The organism is Anaeromyxobacter soli (genome assembly GCF_022808855.1).
Taxonomy (GTDB): domain Bacteria; phylum Myxococcota; class Myxococcia; order Myxococcales; family Anaeromyxobacteraceae; genus Anaeromyxobacter; species Anaeromyxobacter soli.
On the sequence record NZ_JAKZLF010000008.1, the window covers coordinates 56,830 to 75,460 of the forward strand.

Sequence of the window (18,631 nt, forward strand, 5' to 3'; positions counted from 1 at the left end):
GCGACCGGGTCCGGCTAATATCCCGTCGCGCGCCGACGCGCTCCGGGAGAACCGCCGATGGCAGAGCTGTGCGAGAAGTGCACGACGCCCCTCGACGACGCGGGCCACTGCGTCACGTGCGAGGCCGACGCCGAAGGGCTCGCGCTGGTCACGCGCTCCGGCTACGCCTCGGTGCGCGAGATGATGTCGCTCCTCGAGGTCGAGGGGCTCGGGCCGGAGATGGAGAAGGTCCCGCCGGCGCGCCCCGAGGAGCGCGCCCATCCGCTCTGGAACCTGTACGTGCCGCGGGACGAGGCCCCGCGCGCGGTGGAGTTCCTGCGGAGGGACTGGGCGGAGCTGCTCGAGGATCCCGAGGCCGCGGCGGCCGCGGCCCGGGGCCAGGCGGGCGTGGATCTGGACCAGGACGGGGACCTCACCTGCCCGGCCTGCGGGCACGTGTTCGCGGTGCGCGGCGGGGAGGAGGCCGAGTGCCCGGAGTGCGGTCTCGGGCTCGGCGCGCCGTCGAACGCCGCGCCGGACGAGTCGCAGTCCTAGGATTAGAGCCCCATGCCCAGGGAGCTCGCGGACCTCCACATCCACGTCGGCGGGGCGGTCGCGCCCCACGTCCTCTGGTCGATCGCCCACGAGCAGGGGTTCAAGCTGCCCGTCTCCGACTACTGGGAGTTCAAGGAGCTCGTCTCCGCCCGGCCGGGGAAGGTGAAGTCGCTCGACGAGTACCTCGCCGTCCTGCACACCTGGACGGAGAAGATCCAGTCGTCGCCGCAGGCGATGGAGCGCAGCGTCTACGAGGTCATCGGCAAGGAGTACCGCTCCTCGCGCGTCTCGCTCATCGAACTGCGCTTCAACCCCATGAAGCGCAACGTCGGCGGCGAGCGCGATCTCGATCACATCATCCACGCGGCGCTCCGGGGCATGGACCGCGCCCTCCTCGAGTACGGCGTCCGCGCCGGGCTCATCTTCTGCCTCGCCCGCGAGTTCGACGCGCACCTCAACGAGATCCTCGTCGAGAAGGCCATCAAGTACCGGCGCCGGGGCGTCGTCGGGATCGACCTCGCGGGGACGGAGCGGAACGCCCTCGAGCTCGACGGCCGCGAGGTGAAGCGCTACCGCGAGCTCTTCGCGCGCGCCCGCGCGGCGGGGCTCAAGACCACCGTGCACACCGGGGAGACCGCCGGGACGGGCGCCGAGGGGGTGCGCGCCGTCGTGGAGGAGCTCGAGCCCCAGCGGATCGGCCACGGGATCTGCGCCGCGAAGGACGAGCGGGTGATGGATCTCCTGCGCGAGCGGGGGATCGTGCTCGAGATCTGCCCGAGCTCCAACCTCGCGACCCGCGCGGTCGCGTCGCTGGCGGAGCTCGGGGGGATCCTGCGGCGGTTCTGGGAGCGCGGGGTGAAGTTCACGATCAACACCGACGGCCCGTACCTGCTCGACACGGACATGCGCACGGAGGTGCGGCTCCTGCGCGACGGCGGCATCCTCTCCGACGAGCAGATCGACCAGACGCTCGCGTGGGCCCGCGAGGCGAGCTTCATCGAGGATTGATCACACGGGGCCTGCGGCCCCGGCCCCGGCGGGCTCGCTTCGCTCCGCCCCACGACCGCCGCGCTCCGTCAGCCCGCAGCCTCCGCCTCGGCCGCATCCAGCGCGGCGGCGGTGCGGGCGAGGTCCTCGGACGAGCGGAAGTGACGCGGCTCGAAGGCGGCCGCCATCGGGGTGCCCCACTCCTCGGGCGGCGCCTCGATGCCGGGGAAGTACCGAGGCCGCCGGTGCACCAGGGCGGCGAGCATCTCGGAGAGCGGCGAGCGGAAGCGCTCGGGGCCCCCCGCCGCCGACAGGATCCGCTCGGCGCGCCAGCGCAGCTCGAGCACGCGCCCGAACCCCTCCTGGAAGATCCGCTTCACCGGCGTCTCGGCGAGCGCCTCGATCGCGCGGCCCTCGTCGCCGCCGGCGAGCTTCTCGAGCCCGAGCTCGAGGTAGGCGCGCGCCGCCTGGAAGACCCCTCGCACGGCGTCGAGGTCGCCGGGGTCCACCGCGTCGGCGACGAGGACGGCGTTGGCGGCCGACACGATCTGCCGCTCGACGGCGTCGCGCTCCGCGGGCGAGAGCGCGGCGAACGCGCGGTCGAGCAGCGACGCCTGCGCGAGCGTCGCGAGGAAGAAGCCGGGCGGACGCGCGGCCAGCCCGGGCGCCGCGGCCGGCGTCCGCGGCGGGCGCGCGAACCACGAGAGGGCCTCCTCGAGGGACGGGTAGCCGAGATCCGCGAGGCGGGCGGCGCGCCAGCGGAGGGCCGTCTCCTCGAGCTCGCTCGGGAGGTCCCAGCGGAGCGAGGAGAGGAGCCGCGTCGCGGCGAACGGATCCTCGGCGTACAGGTCGTCGAGGACGCCGCGCACCGCCATGTACTCGGTGCCGTCCACGAGGAACTCGATCACGAACTTGTTCTCGGGCGTCCGCATGAAGCGGTCGCTCGTGAGCTCCGGATCGGGATCCTGCTCGAGGTCGTGGATGCGCAGGCTCGTGCGCAGGACGAGGTACAGCACCTCGCGGTCGAGCGCGGCGAGCTTCCGCTCCCAGCGGGCGGCGGCCTTCGGCTCGAGCTGCGCCCCGGCGCGCGCGGCGCGGAGCCACGGCAGCGCCTTGCGCGGCTCGAACCCCGACCGCGACCAGGCGTCGAGGTCGATGAAGGTCTTGAACTGCTGGGCCGAGGCGAGCTGCACGATGAACGCCGCGTCGGCGAGGCCCACGTCGCGGATCGTGAAGTACAGCTCGTCGGCGGGCAGGGCGCGCACGAGCGCCTGCGGATCGCGCGCGTCGAGGATGACGTCGAGCCGCTTGCGCCCACGCGCTGCGGCCAGCGCCGCGCGCGCGTCCCTCAGCTCGGCAGGCGCGAGCGCCCTGTTCTCCCTGGCCATCACGCACCCCCATGGTGCGCCACCCCGCGGCGGCGCAACGCGCTGCGCGGACCGCTTCGGGGCGGCAGCCCACCGGACGGACGACTGGAGAGACCGCGCGGCGCCGGGCGTCGTGGTGGCGCGCGCGAGGCCGGGGGAGGCGCCTCGGAGGCCGAGGCCGGCCTCGCGCTACGCCCGCGCGGCGGCGCGGGAGGCGCCGTGGGCGACCTTCACGATCTTGCCGGCCTTGAGGCAGCGCGTGCAGACGCGCACGTGCTTCACGGTGCCGTCGACCGTCGCCCGGACCGAGCGGAGGTTGGGCATCGAGCGGGTCTTCGTCTTGTTGTTCGCGTGGGAGACGTTGTTCCCGACGAGCGGGCCCTTCCCACAGATGTCGCAGCGGCGTGCCATGGCTTGCTCCGAAAATCCGAAAGAGCGCGGGATATTACGCAACGGCGGCGGAAATGCAAGAGGCTGGTTCACGCGGCGGGCGCTCGCCGCCGCCGCGCAGCAGTGCGGGCGTGACCCGCGCGATCCCGCCTACTTGAGCGGGTTCTTCGACCCCAGGAGCGCGGCCACGTGCCCGGCCGCCTGGATCCCCGCGTAGAACTCGCCCTCGATGCCGAGGCCCGGGAGCACCTCGCGGCCGGCGAAGAACAGGTTCTTCCAGGGGCCGCGCACCGGCACGCCGGTCACGCCCAGGAACTCGTCGAGGTTGGCCTCGTAGAGCGGGTGGACGGGAGGGAGATCGGCGGCCTCGGGAGAGGCGAGCAGGGGCGCCGACTCGGCGATGAGGTGGCGCTCGAAGAAGGGGATCGCGTCCGCCACCGCCTCGCGGATCCTGGAGGCGGCCTGCTGGAGCGCCGGCCGGCTCCGGACGTCGGCGGGGACGAACCCCGACGCGCAGACGACGCGCTCGTCCGAGACGGGCTCGCCGCCCGAGCCCTTGTCGCCGGGGCCCTTGCGCCCCTCGCGGCGCGCGGGGAGCACCTGCAGGAACACGGCGTTGTCGAGGCCGTCGCCGGCCGAGGCGTTGCGCAGCGCGATCACGTTCTCGGCGAGCGCCGGCGGGAGCGCGGCCTGCTTCACCACGAGGTTCACCGAGACGAGCTGACGCCGCGGGCGAATCCCGCGGAGCGGCTCTACGGCGCGCGACTCGCGGAGATCCGCGGGCAGGAGGTCGAGGAGGCGGTCCGCGTCGGTGGCCACGATGAAGGCGCGCGCCACGTGGGCGTCCGGGGAGTCGGCGAGCCGCACCGCCTCGACCTTGCCGCCCTCGATGTCGAACCCGGTCGCGACGGCCGGCTCGCCGGGGCCCCCGCGCAGCTCGCCGCGGGACTCCGCGATGCGCCGGCGCACCATCTCGCGCAGCGTGCCCTGACCGCCGGGGAGGCGGCTCGTCCCCCGGAACGCGCCGCCGAGGAGCCGGACGAGCGAGAGCGGGGAGGGCTCACCGTCGAGGTACGTGAGGAAGCGGTGCGCGATGGCGACGCTCTGGGCGAGCTCGTGGTCCTCGAGCCCTGCGAACGGCCTCGCGACGCCCACCGGCTCCTTCGGCGCGCCCGGCGCGGTCGAGGCGAGCTTGATGGCCTTCTTCACCTCGCGCCGCTCGATGAACCCGTCCGGAGGGAGCGGCGGCGCGGAGCGCAGGAAGAAGCCGGCGAAGTCGAAGAGGGTCCCGAGCGTCGCGAAGGCCGCCTCGAGCGCCTCCGCCTCCTGCGGCCACTCGCGGCGCAGCTCCGTGCGCAGGATGGCGGGATCGCGCGAGAGGTCGGCGCGGTGCTTCGGCAGGAGGAGCTGGAAGTCCGGATCCGAGGGCACGAGCGCGCGCGAGAAGTCGGTCGCTAGGCCGAGCTCGGAGAGGACCGCCTCCGCGCTCGGCAGCTGGCGCGGGGAGGGGACGACCGCCGGTCCGAAGGGCAGGATGTAACCCTGGTCGGCGTAGTGGAAGCCGGGGTCGTCGTGGGCGACGTGCAGGACGCGGAGGCCGCGCCGGGCGAGCAGCGCGCCGGCCACCACGCCGCCGAGCTGCGAGCCGACCACGCAGACGTCGTAGATGCGCTGGGTTGCGGGAGGACGGAAGGTCTGCGCCACGGGCGCGGGAGTCTACCCGGGTTCGGCCGCGCGCCAAACCTCTTCTCGACCCCGCCGCGATTCCGCGGCCGGGCGGCCGGCCGCTCGCTTCACGCCAGCTCCACGAGCGGGTTCGTGACCGGCCCGGGCGGAGCGAGCCGCGCACCCTCCACCCGCACGCGCCGCCCCTCGACCGAGAGCCGGCCCGCCGCCAGCCACTGGATGGCCTGGGGGTAGAGCCGGTGCTCCTGCTCGAGGATGCGGGCCGCGAGCGCCGCCTCGTCGTCGTCGGGCAGGACCGGCACGATGGCCTGCGCGATCACGGGGCCGGTGTCCGTCCCCTCGTCGACGAAGTGCACGGTGCAGCCCGCGAAGCGCGCGCCGTACTCGACGCACTGGCGCTGGGCGTGGAGCCCCGGGAAGCTCGGCAGCAGGCCGGGGTGCACGTTCAGGACGCGCGGGCAGCCGCGCGACGCGGGCGTCGGGCCGAAGGCGCGCAGGAAGGCGGGCGTGACGAGCCGCATGTAGCCGGCGAGGCACACGACCTCGACCCGGTGCGCGCGCAGGACCTCGACGAGCCGGAGGTCGTAGGCCTCGCGATCGGCGACGCCCTTCGACGGGAGCACCTCCGTCGCGACGCCCGCGCGGCGCGCCCGCTCGAGCGCTCCGGCGGTCGGGACGTTCGAGACGACCACGGCGACCTCGGCGTCCACGCGGCGTGCGGCGCCGCCTGCCCCGCAGGCGTCCAGGATGGCCTGCAGGTTCGTGCCGCCGCCCGACGCGAGGACCCCGAGCCGGATCACCGCACCACCTCGCAGGTGGCCTCGCCCGTGCCGTCCTCGATCTGGCCGACGGTCCACGCGTCGAGGCCGCGCGCGCGCAGCGCGGCGTGCGCTGCCGCCTCGTCGCCCGGCGCGACCACGGCGACGAGCCCGAGCCCCATGTTGAAGGTCCGGTACATCTCGTCGCGCGGCACGCCGCCCTCGCGCTCGACGAGGTCGAAGATGGCCGGCCTCGGCCAGCGCCGCTCCTCGAGCACCGCGCGCGTGCCGTCGGGCAGCGTGCGCGGCACGTTGCCGGGCAGGCCGCCGCCGGTGATGTGGGAGAACGCCTTGACCGGGACCGCCTCGAGGAGCGCGAGCACGTCCTTGGCGTAGATGCGGGTCGGCTCGAGGAGCGCCTCCGCGAGCGTGCGGCCTCCGAGGGCGTCGAAGCGCCGGTCGAGTGGGTTCTTCTCGAGGAGCGCCTTGCGCGCGAGCGAGTAGCCGTTCGAGTGGAGCCCGGTCGAGGCGACGCCGATGACGAGGTCGCCCTTCGCGACCGTCTTGCCGTCGACGATGCGCGAGCGGTCCACGCAGCCCACCGCGAAGCCCGCGAGGTCGTACTCGCCCGGGGCGTAGAAGCCGGGCAGCTCCGCGGTCTCGCCGCCGATGAGCGCGCAACCTGCCTGACGGCAGCCCTCGGCGATGCCCTTCACCACCTCGGCGCCCTGCTCGGCGGACAGCTTCCCCGTGCCGTAGTAGTCGAGGAAGAAGAGCGGCTCGGCCCCCACGACCGCGACGTCGTTCACGCACATCGCCACGAGGTCGATGCCGATCGTGTCGTGGCGGTTCGCCTCGAAGGCGACCTTGAGCTTCGTCCCGACGCCGTCGGTGCCCGAGACGAGCACCGGCTCGCGGTACTTCTTCACGTCGAGCGCGAAGAGCCCGCCGAACCCGCCGATCCCGGCGAGGACCTCGGGGCGGAGGGTGGGACGGGCGTGGGGCTTGATGAGCTCGACGAGGCGGTCGCCCTCGTCGATGTCGACGCCCGCGTCGCGGTAGGTCAGGGACATGGCGGGCCATTACCGCGACGGCGCGACGGCCGCAAGCTGCTCCCGCGCCGGGCAGGGCGACGGGGCGGACGCCGGCCGCCGCGCGCCGTGGCGCACGTCGTGGCCGCGCCCGGGGGGCGCGGTTGCTCCGGGTCGTCGCCTAGAGCGCGACCGCGAGGAGCAGGAGGGCGGCGAGGAGTACGGTGGTGAGGCGCATCGGGAGCGGCTTTCGCTCGGAGTGCTGGCAGGCATCGTAGCGGAGCGATCCGTCATCGCCAGTTTCCGGCCGCGTTCGTGCCGCGCCGCGTCGCGGGCGGTTCGTTGACACTGGCGCGTGAGGTCGGCTAAGCACCACTTCCTTCCGAGGTCACGCACCGCAAATGCCCTGGTTCTCCAAGCAGAAGAAGGTGAAGGCGAGGGAGTCGACCCCCGCCGCCCCGCCGCCGCCGCCCGCCAAGGGCGAGGGCATCTGGCACAAGTGCGAGGGCTGCGAGAGCGTGGTCGCGCGCGCGGAGCTCGAGCGCGAGTGGAACGTCTGCCCATCGTGCGGCCAGCACGAGGCGCTGCCGATCCGCCGCCGGTTCGAGCTCGTGCTCGACCCCGGCTCCTTCGAGGAGCTCGACGCCGATCTCACCCCGCAGGATCCGCTCGGCTTCGTGGACGCGAAGAAGTACCGCGACCGCCTGAAGGGCACCTACAAGAACACCGGGCTGCGGGACGCGTTCATCTCGGGGGTGGGCTCGATCGCCGGGCAGCAGGTGTCGATCGGGTCGTTCGCGTTCGAGTTCATGGGCGGCTCGATGGGCTCGGTCGTCGGCGAGAAGGTCACGCGGGTCTTCGACCGCGCCTTCGAGCGCCGGCTGCCGGCCATCGTCTTCAGCTCGACCGGCGGCGCCCGCATGCAGGAGGGCATCTTCTCCCTCATGCAGATGGCGAAGACCTCGGCGGCGCTCCACCGCTTCCGGGCGGTCAGGAAGCCCTACGTGTCCGTGATGCTCCACCCGACCACGGGCGGCGTGGCGGCCAGCTTCGCCTGGCTCGGCGACGTCGTCATCGCCGAGCCGAAGGCCCTCATCGGCTTCGCCGGGCCCCGCGTCATCGAGCAGACCATCCGGGAGAAGCTGCCGCCGGGCTTCCAGCGCAGCGAGTTCCTCCTCGAGCACGGGATGATCGACGCCATCGTGCACCGCCACGACATGCGGGATCGCCTCGGGCAGCTCCTGTCGCTCCTCGGCTGACCCGCGCGCGAGCGGCCGCGCCCGGCCCGGCGCGGTCCCGCGGCGCGCGCTAGCACACCGCCATGGCCGATCCCCACGCCTACCTCGCCGGGCTGCAGCCGCTCGCGATGCGCTTCGGGCTCGAGCGGATGCAGCGCGCCCTCGACGCGCTCGGCCGTCCGGAGCGCGCCTACCCCGTGCTGCACGTCGGCGGCACGAACGGCAAGGGCTCCACCTGCGCGATGGCCGCCGCCGCCCTCGAGGCCGCCGGCCACAGGGTCGGCCTCTACACCTCGCCTCACCTCGTCCGCTTCAACGAGCGGATCCAGGTTGCGGGCGCGCCCATCGGAGACCTGGACCTCGCCTCGGCGATCGAGGAGATCCGCCGGGCCTGCCCGTGGCACGACGCGGGCGAGGAGGGCGACCGGCTGACCTACTTCGAGTTCGCGACGCTCGCCGGCCTCCTCCACTTCGCGCGCGCGGGCGTCGGCGCCGCCGTGGTGGAGGTGGGGCTCGGGGGGCGCTTCGACGCGACGAACGCGATCGTGCCGCGCGTCACGGCGATCGCCGCCATCGGCCTCGACCACACGCAGCTCCTCGGCGACACCGTCGAGCAGATCGCCTTCGAGAAGGCCGGGATCTTCAAGCCCGGCGTGCCGGCGGTGGTGCACGGGCGCCAGCCGCCCGGGGCGCTCGAGGCGCTGCGGACGGAGGCGGCGCGGCGCGGCGCGCCGTTCGTCGTGGCCGCCCCCGACTACCCGGGCCCGATCGCGCTCTCCGGGCCGCACCAGCGGGGGAACGCCGCGCTCGCCCACGCGGCGCTGCGCGCGCTGGCGCGCGCCGGGGTCGCGGTTCCGGACGAGGCGATGGCGCACGGCATCGCGACCGCGCGCTGGCCGGGGCGGCTCGAGGAGCTCTCGGGCGTGCTGCTCGACGGCGCACACAACCCGGACGGCGCCGCCGCCCTCGCCGCCGCGCTCCGGGCGATGTACCCCGGCCGACCGGTCGAGCTCGTGTTCGGGGTGCTCGCCGACAAGGACCACGCGCACATGCTGGCCGCGCTCGTCCCGGCCGTCCGGGCGCTGCACGTCGTCACGCCTGCGTCCGCGCGGGGGCGGCCCGCGGCCGAGGTCGCCGAGGCGGCGCGCCGCCTGGGGGCCCGGGCGGACGTGCACGGCTCGGTCGCCGAGGCGATCGACTGCGCGCGAGGCGCCGCGGCGCCGGACGGCGTGGTCTGCGTCGCCGGCTCGCTCTACCTCGTGGGTGAGGCGCGCGGGCTCCTCGCGCCCAGGTAGTCAGATATCGCATTGGAACCCCTGGGCTTTTTTTGAGGGGGCGGCCGGTCGCATGCTAACCTGCCCGCCGACCTCTCTGGGGAGCCCACGCATGCGTCCTCGCCACCTCGTCGCGCTGGTCCTCGCCTTCGCGGGCAGCAGCGCCCGCGCCGCCGGCGCCCTCAACGTCGTCACCGCCGTCGAGGTGAAGGACGAGGGCGCCGCCGTGGTGCTCCAGGTGAAGGGCTCGAAGCCGCCGAACTTCACGACCTTCTCGATGGCCGATCCGCCGCGCTTCGTGATCGACCTCTCCGAGGCGCGTCTCCAGGGCGTCCCGGAGGACCTCGTCGTCCGGAACGGCGTCGTGAACCTCGTGAAGAACCTGTCGTACGGCTCCGAGGCGACCGCGATCGCCCGGATCATGGTGGCGTTCCAGGTCGAGGTCGATCCGCCGGAGGTGCTGGCCGAGGGGAACACGCTCGTCGTCCGGGTCGCGAAGCCGGCGGGGGCGTCCCCGGCCGTGGCGGCCGACGACGGCGCCCGCGCGCGCGAGGCGGAGGAGGCGAAGGCTCGCGCCGCGGCCGAGAAGAAGGCGCAGGAGGAGGCCGCCGCCCGCGCCGCAGCCGAGGCCCAGGCGCGCGCCGAGGCGGAGAAGGCCGAGGCTGCGGCCGCGGCGGAGAAGGCGCGGGTCGCCGAGGTCGCGGCCGCGGAGGAGAAGGCGCGAGCCGCCGAGGTCGCGGCCGCGGAGGAGAAGGCGCGGGCCGCCGAGGCGGATCGCGCCAAGGCCGGGGTCGAAGCCGACGCGCAGCCGGCGAGCGCGGCGGCGGAGGAGCAGTCCCGCGCGGAGGCCGAGGCGAAGGGCGCCGCCGAGGCGCGCGCGGCGTACGAGAAGGAGCGGCAGGAGGAGGTCGCGAGGTCCGAGGCCGAGGCCCAGGCCCGGTCGCGCGCGGAGGGGGAGGCGCGCGAGGCCGAGGCCAGCGCGCGCGCGGAGGCGGACCGTCGGGCAGAAGAGGAGGCCGGCGCGCGCGCTGCGGCCGAGGCTCGGGCCGCATCGGAGCGCGAGCTCGCCGCGGCGAACGGCAAGGCCGCCGCGCTCGACGAGGCGCCCGCGCCGGAGCGGTCCCGGGGGGCGGCAGCGGAGTCGCATCCGGAGCCGGCGGCCGCGGTGGCCGAGACGGCCGCCGAGGCGTCCGCCGGGCGGCTCGACGTGGGGGCGCCGCGGGCGCAGCTCCGCGAGGTCGGGTTCAAGCAGATGTCCGGGGTCTCGCGCGTCTTCGTGCGCACCAGCGTGACGCCCCGGTTCTCCGTCCAGGACGTGGGCGAGAACGTGATCCGGGTCGAGCTCGAGAACACGCGCGCGACGCGCCGGAACGACCTGCGTCACCTCGACACGTCGTTCTTCTCCTCCGCGGTCGCGGTCGTCACCCCGGCGCGCCGCGGCTCGAGCTACGTCCTCGACATCAAGCTGCGCGAGCGGGTCCCGTACCAGCAGCGGATCGAGGGCGACATGCTCGCCATCGACTTCGAGCGGCCCGCCGCGCCGGCGTCACTGCCGGTGGCGGGGCCCGCCGGGGCCGCGCCGGGCGGCGGCGCCGCTGCCGACCCCGTCCCGGCCGCGCTCGAGGGCGAGGCGCCCGCGACGACGCCGGCCGCGAATTGACGCGACAGCGACGGCGCGCCGCGTAGAATCGCGCCCTCGCCGTGCACCGCACTCCGCTCCTCGCCGTTGTCGCGCTCGCGGCGCTCGCCGCGCACCTCGCCGCCGCCCAGGCGCCGGCGACCGCTGCGCGTCGGGGCGCCCTCCCGGAGGGAGACGTCCACGTCGACGCCGGGACCGTCACCTACGACGCGTCCACCGGGAGCTTCCTCGTCGAGGACGGGGCCGTGCTGCGGAGAGGCACCGTCGTCCTGCGCGCGCGGACCGCCCGCTATGACCCCGAGACGGGCCAGGTCGTGGCGACGGGCGGCGTCCTCCTCACGGACGCCACGCGCGCGGTGGCCGCGGATGGGGTCACCGCGGTGCTCGGCGGCCCGTTCGAGGCGCAGGACGTCGTCGCGTTCCTGAAGAGCGGGCCCGTGGAGCTCGGCGGGGCCGAGTCCATCGACGCGGCGCGCGGCCTCGGCCAGAACCGGCTCGTTTTCTCCGGCAAGTCGCTGCAGGGGGACCCCTCGGGACGGCTGAAGCTGTCCGGCGCCCGCCTCACGCTCTGCGACTGCGGGGCGGGCCGCGCGCCCTCGTGGGAGATCCGCGCGGCGAACGCCGAAATCATCGCGGGGAAGCGCGCCACGCTCTCGTGGCCCGTCGTCTACGTCACGCCCCGGTTCCTCTTCGTCGATCACCCCGTGCCGGTCCTCCCGCTGCCGTGGCTCTACCTGCCGCTCGGCGAGCGGCAGACGGGGCTCCTGGTCCCGCAGCTCGTGTCGAGCGGCGCGACCCGCTTCGCCGTCGACGTCCCCCTGTTCGTCACGCTGGGGCGAAGCGCCGACCTGACCTTCACGCCGGGCTACGCGTTCGGCCCGGGCAGCGCGGCGGTGGACAAGGGCAAGCCCGCCGTGCGCGGGCCCACCGCGCGGCTCGAGGGCCGCTGGGCCCCGGCGGTCGGGGCGGCGGGCCGGGCCGAGCTGACCTGGCTCCGGGACCTGGACGCCGAGCCGGGCGGTGAGTCCGGGAGCCGCTACGCGGTCGCCCTCGCCCACGCCCAGCGCTTCTCCGAGCGCACCTCGCTCCGCGCCGACCTCGCGCTCTACAGCGACCCGCTCCTCGCGCGCGACTTCTCGACCGACATCCTCGCGCGCGGCACGAGCTACCGGCGCTCGGACCTCGTGGTCGAGCACGCGCGGGACGCGCTCGTGCTGGAGGCGGGCGCCTCCTACCTGCAGCCGTTCCTCGTCTCGCCGGAGGGCTACGGCCTGTTCGGACGCGACGTAGACGAGCTGCACCGCTGGCCGTGGGCCTCGGCGACGCTGCTTCCGAGCTTCCTCGGGCCGCTGCGGGTGGAGGGGAGGGCGGGCGCGGCCCGCTTCGCGCCGGCTGCGTCGCTCGACGGAGGGACCCTCCGCGGCCTCGTCGCCGATGGCGCGGCAGGTGTGCCGTACGAGCTCCCGCGTCCGTCGGGCGTGGACCGGGTGCTGCGGCCCGGCGCCTCTCGCGGCGACGTCGGGCTGGAGGTCGCGGCCCCGCTGCAGCTCGGGAACGCGCTCGTGGTGGAGCCGTTCGTCCGCGGTGCGGCGCTCGGCTACGCGTTCGAGGACGGGACGGATCCCGCCATGCAGGCGTGGGGAGTCGCCGGCGCGCGCCTCGAGACGACCTTCGGGCGCGCGTTCGGGGCGATCCGGCACCGGGTGACGCCCTGGGTCGAGTGGCGGCTCGGGAGCGAGTCGGCGGGCAACGCGGATCTCCCGGCGGCGTACGACTCGCTCGACCGGGTCGAGCGCTCGTCGCTCGTGACGCCCGCGGGCGCGCCGGGGCCGGTGGAGCTGCCGCTGCCCATCCTGTCCGCCGCTCCGCGCGGCCGCTTCCAGCAGCTGCGTGCCGCGGTCGACACGCGCCTCTCCCTGCGCGGGGCCGACGTGCTCCGGCTCGAGCTCGGCCAGGACTACGACGTCGAGACCGGCCGGCTCGCGGAGACGTTCACGAGCGGCGAGCTGCGGGCGGGCCGCTTCAGCGCGGACGCCGCGGCGCGCTTCCTCGCCTTCGGCGGGCGCAAGGAGCCGGTGCCGCTCACCGGCGTGCCGCGGCTGCCGTCCTCTCCGCTCGATCGACTCACCGAGCTCCGAGCCTTCGGGTCCGTCTCCGATCGGCGCGGAGATGCGCTCCGGCTCGGGCTCCTCTCCATCGGGAGGGGCGCCTCGGGCAGCCTCGTCGCCGGGCTGGATCCGCTGTTCGATCTGCGGCCCGCGCCGCTCGAGGCGGTGGCGCAGGGGAACGCCGGCGTCACCGCCCGCCTTGGGGGAGCGACGGCGACCTACGACGTGCTCTTCCCGGGCCGTCCGGTGGTCCGCTCCTGCCCGGACCGTACCCGCGAGGTGGGTGCGCTCCACATCCAGCAGCACGTCGCGACGTTCGCCTGGCAGTCGCCCTGCCGCTGCTTCCGGGTGGCCGCCAGCCTCACCCTGAACGACTGTGGGGGGTTCACTCCTCGGATGATGATCGATTTGGCCCCGGTGGGGTCGACTCTCGCAGGTGCGAGTCGGTAGACTCTCTCCCCCCAGGCGGAGCGACTCGTCCGCCATTCGCGGGGGTTGCGATACGTGAACCTCGACTGGAGAATCGACGGGTGAGCCGGACCCGAACACCGCCGCCGCACGCCGCGCGGAACGCCGAGGGGAACGAGCCCGAGAAGCGCCGCGCCATCCTCCACGCCGCGGTGCGCGTGTTCGCGGAGAAGGGCTACCACGGCTGCCGCATCGCCGACGTGGCGCGGGCCGCCAACGTCGCGTACGGGCTCGTGTACCACTACTTCCGGAACAAGGAAGAGCTGCTCGAGAGTGTCTTCGCCGAGCAGTGGACGATCCTCATCAACGCCATCCGGGCCATCGACGAGGGGCCCGGTACGGCGGCCGACAAGGTCGCGGCCATCTTCGGGTTCGTCTTCGACGTGTACAAGGCGGCCCCCGCCGCGGTGCGCGTCCTCATCCTGGAGGTGACGCGCACGCCGCAGGGGCTCCGCGCCGGCTCGACCCGCGAGACCTTCGACCGCGCCGTCCACCTGGTCGCGGACGTGGTCCGTCAGGGCCAGCAGGCCGGCGAGCTCCGCGCGGAGCTGGACCCGGTCATCGCCGCGGCGGGCCTCCTCGGCGCCCTCGAGCTCGCGATGACCGGCATGGTGATCGGCATCGTGCCCGCGGGGGACGAGGCCGCGGTGGACCGGGTGAAGGGCGAGGTCGTCGAGCTCGTCTGCGGCGGGCTGCGGCGCCGCTGAGCGGCACCCGGCCCCCGATCGACTGCGCGCGCCCCGCCGGGAGCTTTTGCCGGGCGGTGCCCCCGAACAGAATCCCTTCCCCCATGCCGCGCTGCGGCGTCGGTGGTCGCCGGCCGGATCGCCCGGGCGGCGGGCTCGTGATCTTTCGCCGGCGCGCGGCGCGCTGCCGGCATCCGGCCCCGCGGGGCCGAGCAAGGGTGAGTGATGGCGGCGCGCGTGCTCGTGTCGGACGACCTCTCGCCGGAGGCGGTGAGGATCCTCCAGGCGGCAGGGCTGGACGTGGACGTGAGGGTGGGCCTCAGGCCCGAAGAGCTCGAGCGGATCATCGGCGACTACGACGGCCTCGCGGTGCGGAGCGCCACGAAGGTGACCGCGCGCCTGCTCGAGAAGGCCGCCCGGCTCAAGGTGATCGGGCGCGCCGGGGTCGGCGTCGACAACGTGGATCTCGCGGCGGCCACCCGCCGCGGCGTCGTGGTGATGAACACGCCCGGGGGCTCGTCGATCACGGTGGCCGAGCTCGCGCTCGCCATGATCCTCGCCCTCTCGCGCCACGTGGCCGCCGCCACCGCCAGCGTGAAGGGTGGCAAGTGGGAGAAGAAGCGGTTCCAGGGCCACGAGCTCGCCGGCAGGACGCTCGGCGTCGTGGGCATCGGGAACATCGGCTCGGTCCTCGTCGAGCGGGCCCTCGCGATGCGCATGCGCGTCGTCGCGTTCGACCCCTTCATCTCGCCCGAGGCGGCCGCCAAGCTCGGCGCGTCGCTCGTGGACCTCGAGACCCTCTGGCGGGAGGCGGACGTCGTCTCGGTCCACGTGCCCCTCACCGAGAAGACGCGGAACCTCGTCGACGCGGCGGCGCTCGCCAAGATGAAGAAGGGCGCGATCCTCGTGAACTGCGCCCGGGGCGGCATCGTGGACGAGCGGGCGCTCGCCGAGGCGCTGCGCTCGGGACACCTCGCGGGCGCGGGGCTCGACGTCCTCGAGCAGGAGCCGCCGCCCGCCGATCACCCGCTGCTCGCGCTCGAGAACGTGCTCCTCACGCCGCACATCGGCGCCTCGACCGAGGAGGCGCAGTCGGCGGTGGCCATCGCGGTCGCCGAGCAGCTCTCGGACTACCTGGTGCGGGGCGTCGTGCGGAACGCCGTGAACGCGCCGGGGCTGCCGCCGGAGATGATGGAGCAGCTCGCGCCGTACCTGCCGCTCGCGGAGAAGCTCGGCGCGCTCGCGGCGCAGCTCGCGCCGCCGGGCCCGACCGAGGTCGCGGTGGAGGTCGCCGGCGAGCTCGCCTCGGTGCCGCTCCGCCCGCTCGTCGCGCGCGCGCTCGCCGGCATCCTGCGGCCGTTCCTCGACACGCCGGTGAACGAGGTGAGCGCCCCGGCCATCGCGCGGGAGCGCGGGCTCGCGGTGCGGGAGACGCGCTCGGCCGAGCCGCACGACTACGCGAGCCTGGTGACCGTCACGGTCCGCGGCGCGGGCGGCGAGGCCCAGGTCGCCGGGACGGTGTACGGGAAGCGGGACGCGCGCATCGTGCGGGTGAACGCGTTCCGGGTCGAGGCGGTGCCGGACGGGCAGGTGATCCTCTGCGAGAACGACGACGCGCCCGGCGTCTTCGGCAGCCTCGGCACGACGCTCGGCGCCGCGGGCGTGAACATCGCCCGCATCTCGCTCTCGCGCGTGGAGGATCGCTCGCGGGCCTTCGCCTTCCTCAACGTGGACTCCGCGCCGTCGCCGGAGCTCCTCGAGCGGCTGCGCCGCCTGCCTCACGTCCGGTCGGTCCAGGCGATCTCGCTCTAGGCGCGGTCGCGCCGGCGCTCCAGCGGGCGCGTGGCGGCGATCCGGGCCGGCGATCCGCGCGGCCCGCGGGCGATCCCCTTTCGCGTCCGGACCGGGGCGGATAGAGTCGCGCGCGATGCTCGACCTCTCGCTCCCGTCCGGCCTGCGCGACCTCCTCCCCGATCACTCGGCGCACCTCGCCGAGCTGTCCGCGAAGCTCCAGGAGGTGTTCTCGCGCTTCGGCTACCGGCGCGTGTTCCTGCCCACGCTCGAGCGGCTCGACGTGGTGGAGCGCGGGCTCTCGGCCGCGGCGCTCGCGGACGTCATGAAGTTCGTCGAGCCCGGCTCCGGAGAGGTCGTCGCCATCCGGCCTGACATCACGCCGCAGATCGCGCGGCTGTACGCGGCGCGCCCGGACGCGCTGCCGTCGCCGGCGCGGCTCTGCTACGACGGCCCGGTGCTGCGCGCCCGCGAGGCGCGGGCGGGCCGTCCCCGCGAGGTCTACCAGGCCGGCGTCGAGCTGCTCGGCGCGGGCGGGCCGTCCGCGGACGCGGAGGCGCTCGTGGTGCTGGCGCGCGCGCTCGAGCGGGTGGGGCTCGGCGCCGCCGTGCTGGAGGTCGGCCACGCACGCTTCGCGCACGCGGTGATCGACGGGGCGGGGCTCGCGCCGAAGGGCCGCGCCGCCGCGTGGGAGGCGCTCTCCCGCAAGGACGAGGACGCGCTCGCCGCGCTCGCGAAGAAGGGCCGCGGCGAGGCCGCCGCCCGCGCGGCGCTCCCGGAGCTCGCGACGCTGTACGGCGACGGCGCGCTCTCCCGCGCCCGCAAGCTCGTGCGCGACGTCCCCGGCGCCGCCACGTCGCTCGGCCAGGTCGAGGCGGCGCTCAGGATCGCCCGGCGCCGAGGGGTCAAGGACGTCTCGGTGGACCTCGGGGAGACGCGTGGCCTCGGGTACTACACCGGCATCACCTTCGCCGGCTACGCGCCGGGGGCGGGGAGCGCGGTCGCGGCGGGCGGCCGTTACGACGAGCTCCTCGAGCGCTTCGGCCGGCCCGGGCCGGCGATCGGCTTCGCCGTCGACCTCGAGTTCGCGACCCAGGCGCTCGAGCGTGCCAACGGCCGGGCGGGCGAGCGCACCGCGCGGTCCCGCCGCAGCCGTCCGCGCTAGCGGATCCCGGTCCGCCCTGGTATCGTGCCGCACCTGCGTCGGCGCTGCGACCGCGAGGTGCGCGCGCCGGGAGTCCACCCAGGGAGCCATCACATGCCGAACGTGGTCGTCGTCGGAGCCCAGTGGGGCGACGAGGGCAAGGGAAAGATCGTCGATCTCCTCACCGAGCACGCGGACGTCGTCGTCCGCTTCCAGGGGGGGAACAACGCCGGCCACACGCTGGTGGTGAACGGCGAGAAGACGGTCCTCCACCTCATCCCGGCGGGCATCCTCCACCCCGGCAAGTCGTGCGTCATCGGAAACGGCGTCGTCTTCGACCCCGAGGTCTTCGTCATGGAGGTGGACCGGCTCAAGAGCCGGAACGCCCTCGCCGACGACGCCCAGCTCGTGGTGTCGCTCGACGCGCACGTGATCATGCCGTGGCACAAGGCGATCGACATCGCGCGCGAGCAGGCGATGGGCGCCGGGAAGATCGGGACGACCGGCCGCGGCATCGGGCCGACCTACGAGGACAAGGTGGCGCGGCGCGGGCTCCGGATCCGGGACCTCGTCGACGCCTCCCGCCTCGAGCGCAAGGTGAAGGAGCGGCTGCCGGCGGCGCGGGAGGAGCTGCGCCGGCTCGGCGCCACGCCCGACCTCGACGAGGCGGCGATCGTCGCCCGCTACGCGGAGCTCGGCCGCCGCGTCGCCCGCTACGCCGCGGACGTGTCGCTCTGGCTCCACCGCGCGCTGCAGAACGGCAAGCAGCTGCTGTTCGAGGGCGCGCAGGGGACGATGCTCGACGTCGATCACGGCACGTACCCGTTCGTCACGAGCTCGAACACCGTCGCGGGCAACGCCGTGGTGGGGTGCGGCCTCGGCCCGACCGCCGTGGACTACGTCCTCGGGATCTCCAAGGCCTACTCCACGCGCGTGGGCGGCGGCCCTTACCCGAGCGAGCTCAAGGACGAGACCGGCGAGCGGCTGCGCAAGATCGGCGGCGAGTTCGGCGCGACCACCGGCCGGCCCCGCCGCACCGGGTGGCTCGACGTCCTGGCGCTGCGCTACGCCGCTCGCGTGAACGGGCTGCACGGCATCGCGATGACGAAGCTCGACGTGCTCACCGGGTTCGACACGGTGAAGATCGCCGTCGGCTACCGCGTGGACGGCAAGGTGCTCGACGAGATGCCGTCGGATCCGGAGCTGCTCGAGCGGGCCGAGGCCATCTACGAGGAGCTGCCGGGGTGGAGCGAGAAGCTCGACCACCTCCGGAGCTGGGACGACCTCCCGCCCCGCGCGCGCGCCTACGTGAAGCGCGTGGAGGAGCTCTCGGGCGTGCCGGTGGTCGGACTCTCCGTCGGCGCCGACCGTGGGCAGACGATCCTGCTCGAGAACCCCTTCCGCAAGTAGCCTCGGCGCACGCGGTGGGCGCGTCCCCGCGCCCGCCGCGCACCTCTTCCGCGTTCCACGCACAGCGGCGCCATCTCGGGCGCCGCCTCGCGCGGCGCCGCGGGCGGTCGCTTCGGCTCT

The 18,631-nt window shown here is 74.8% G+C and carries 15 protein-coding genes; 10 read left to right on the top strand and 5 right to left on the bottom strand.

The genetic code is table 11. The annotated features are described in order from the left end of the window. Positions 1 to 57 precede the first annotated feature (57 nt). Both MLV88_RS08100 and add read left to right on the top strand, forming a co-directional pair. Positions 58 to 534, top strand: coding sequence for a hypothetical protein (locus tag MLV88_RS08100; RefSeq protein ID WP_242336507.1), 477 nt, complete (start codon positions 58 to 60; stop codon positions 532 to 534). Positions 535 to 546: 12 nt separating this feature from the next. Then, positions 547 to 1,542, top strand: coding sequence for an adenosine deaminase (gene add / locus MLV88_RS08105; protein ID WP_242336505.1), 996 nt, complete (start codon positions 547 to 549; stop codon positions 1,540 to 1,542). Between the two features lie 68 nt (positions 1,543 to 1,610). Here the strand turns inward: add and MLV88_RS08110 are convergent, their stop codons facing one another. From MLV88_RS08110 to purM, 5 genes are all read right to left on the bottom strand, one after another. Next, positions 1,611 to 2,909: a DUF6178 family protein gene (locus MLV88_RS08110; protein WP_242336502.1), complete on the bottom strand. Its 1,299-nt coding sequence runs from the start codon at positions 2,907 to 2,909 to the stop codon at positions 1,611 to 1,613. A gap of 168 nt (positions 2,910 to 3,077) precedes the next feature. After that, positions 3,078 to 3,299: a 50S ribosomal protein L28 gene (gene rpmB / locus MLV88_RS08115; RefSeq protein ID WP_242336499.1), complete on the bottom strand. Its 222-nt coding sequence runs from the start codon at positions 3,297 to 3,299 to the stop codon at positions 3,078 to 3,080. Positions 3,300 to 3,428: 129 nt separating this feature from the next. Further along, entirely contained in the window at positions 3,429 to 4,982 is a 1,554-nt protein-coding gene (locus MLV88_RS08120; protein WP_242336496.1) for an NAD(P)-binding protein, read from the bottom strand. Positions 4,983 to 5,071: 89 nt separating this feature from the next. After that, positions 5,072 to 5,764 (bottom strand): phosphoribosylglycinamide formyltransferase, encoded by a 693-nt coding sequence (gene purN / locus MLV88_RS08125; protein ID WP_242336493.1) that lies wholly within the window; start codon positions 5,762 to 5,764, stop codon positions 5,072 to 5,074. Continuing rightward, positions 5,761 to 6,795 carry a phosphoribosylformylglycinamidine cyclo-ligase gene (gene purM / locus MLV88_RS08130; protein ID WP_242354617.1) on the bottom strand — a complete coding sequence of 345 codons (1,035 nt, stop codon included), beginning with the start codon at positions 6,793 to 6,795 and terminating at the stop codon, positions 5,761 to 5,763. The genes purN and purM overlap by 4 nt, the downstream gene beginning before the upstream one ends. Positions 6,796 to 7,154: 359 nt before the next feature. On the opposite strand from purM, the gene accD reads away from it, so the two are divergent. The 8 genes from accD (at position 7,155) to MLV88_RS08170 (ending at position 18,511) form a co-directional block, all read left to right on the top strand. After that, on the top strand, positions 7,155 to 8,012 hold the full coding sequence (accD, locus tag MLV88_RS08135; protein WP_242336487.1) for an acetyl-CoA carboxylase, carboxyltransferase subunit beta: 858 nt from the start codon (positions 7,155 to 7,157) through the stop codon (positions 8,010 to 8,012). Between the two features lie 62 nt (positions 8,013 to 8,074). Further along, positions 8,075 to 9,286: a bifunctional folylpolyglutamate synthase/dihydrofolate synthase gene (locus MLV88_RS08140; RefSeq protein WP_242336484.1), complete on the top strand. Its 1,212-nt coding sequence runs from the start codon at positions 8,075 to 8,077 to the stop codon at positions 9,284 to 9,286. A 91-nt stretch (positions 9,287 to 9,377) separates the two neighbouring features. Further along, entirely contained in the window at positions 9,378 to 10,925 is a 1,548-nt protein-coding gene (locus tag MLV88_RS08145; protein WP_242336481.1) for an AMIN domain-containing protein, read from the top strand. A gap of 41 nt (positions 10,926 to 10,966) precedes the next feature. After that, positions 10,967 to 13,462, top strand: coding sequence for an LPS-assembly protein LptD (locus tag MLV88_RS08150; RefSeq protein WP_242336478.1), 2,496 nt, complete (start codon positions 10,967 to 10,969; stop codon positions 13,460 to 13,462). Positions 13,463 to 13,542: 80 nt separating this feature from the next. Then, on the top strand, positions 13,543 to 14,187 hold the full coding sequence (locus MLV88_RS08155) for a TetR/AcrR family transcriptional regulator (protein ID WP_242336475.1): 645 nt from the start codon (positions 13,543 to 13,545) through the stop codon (positions 14,185 to 14,187). Between the two features lie 204 nt (positions 14,188 to 14,391). Then, positions 14,392 to 15,978 (top strand): phosphoglycerate dehydrogenase, encoded by a 1,587-nt coding sequence (gene serA, locus MLV88_RS08160; RefSeq protein ID WP_243337272.1) that lies wholly within the window; start codon positions 14,392 to 14,394, stop codon positions 15,976 to 15,978. Between the two features lie 115 nt (positions 15,979 to 16,093). Further along, positions 16,094 to 17,122 carry an ATP phosphoribosyltransferase regulatory subunit gene (hisZ, locus tag MLV88_RS08165; protein ID WP_242336469.1) on the top strand — a complete coding sequence of 343 codons (1,029 nt, stop codon included), beginning with the start codon at positions 16,094 to 16,096 and terminating at the stop codon, positions 17,120 to 17,122. A gap of 93 nt (positions 17,123 to 17,215) precedes the next feature. Continuing rightward, positions 17,216 to 18,511 carry an adenylosuccinate synthase gene (locus MLV88_RS08170; RefSeq protein WP_242336466.1) on the top strand — a complete coding sequence of 432 codons (1,296 nt, stop codon included), beginning with the start codon at positions 17,216 to 17,218 and terminating at the stop codon, positions 18,509 to 18,511. The last annotated feature ends 120 nt before the right edge of the window (positions 18,512 to 18,631 follow it).

Coding starts and splice junctions, on each gene's coding strand:
- add (WP_242336505.1), top strand. CDS start 547: ATGCCCAGGGAGCTCGCGGACCTCCACATCCACGTCGGCGGGGCGGTC.
- accD (WP_242336487.1), top strand. CDS start 7,155: ATGCCCTGGTTCTCCAAGCAGAAGAAGGTGAAGGCGAGGGAGTCGACC.
- rpmB (WP_242336499.1), bottom strand. CDS start 3,299: ATGGCACGCCGCTGCGACATCTGTGGGAAGGGCCCGCTCGTCGGGAAC.
- hisZ (WP_242336469.1), top strand. CDS start 16,094: ATGCTCGACCTCTCGCTCCCGTCCGGCCTGCGCGACCTCCTCCCCGAT.
- MLV88_RS08110 (WP_242336502.1), bottom strand. CDS start 2,909: ATGGCCAGGGAGAACAGGGCGCTCGCGCCTGCCGAGCTGAGGGACGCG.
- MLV88_RS08170 (WP_242336466.1), top strand. CDS start 17,216: ATGCCGAACGTGGTCGTCGTCGGAGCCCAGTGGGGCGACGAGGGCAAG.
- MLV88_RS08145 (WP_242336481.1), top strand. CDS start 9,378: ATGCGTCCTCGCCACCTCGTCGCGCTGGTCCTCGCCTTCGCGGGCAGC.
- purM (WP_242354617.1), bottom strand. CDS start 6,795: ATGTCCCTGACCTACCGCGACGCGGGCGTCGACATCGACGAGGGCGAC.
- MLV88_RS08140 (WP_242336484.1), top strand. CDS start 8,075: ATGGCCGATCCCCACGCCTACCTCGCCGGGCTGCAGCCGCTCGCGATG.
- MLV88_RS08100 (WP_242336507.1), top strand. CDS start 58: ATGGCAGAGCTGTGCGAGAAGTGCACGACGCCCCTCGACGACGCGGGC.
- serA (WP_243337272.1), top strand. CDS start 14,392: ATGGCGGCGCGCGTGCTCGTGTCGGACGACCTCTCGCCGGAGGCGGTG.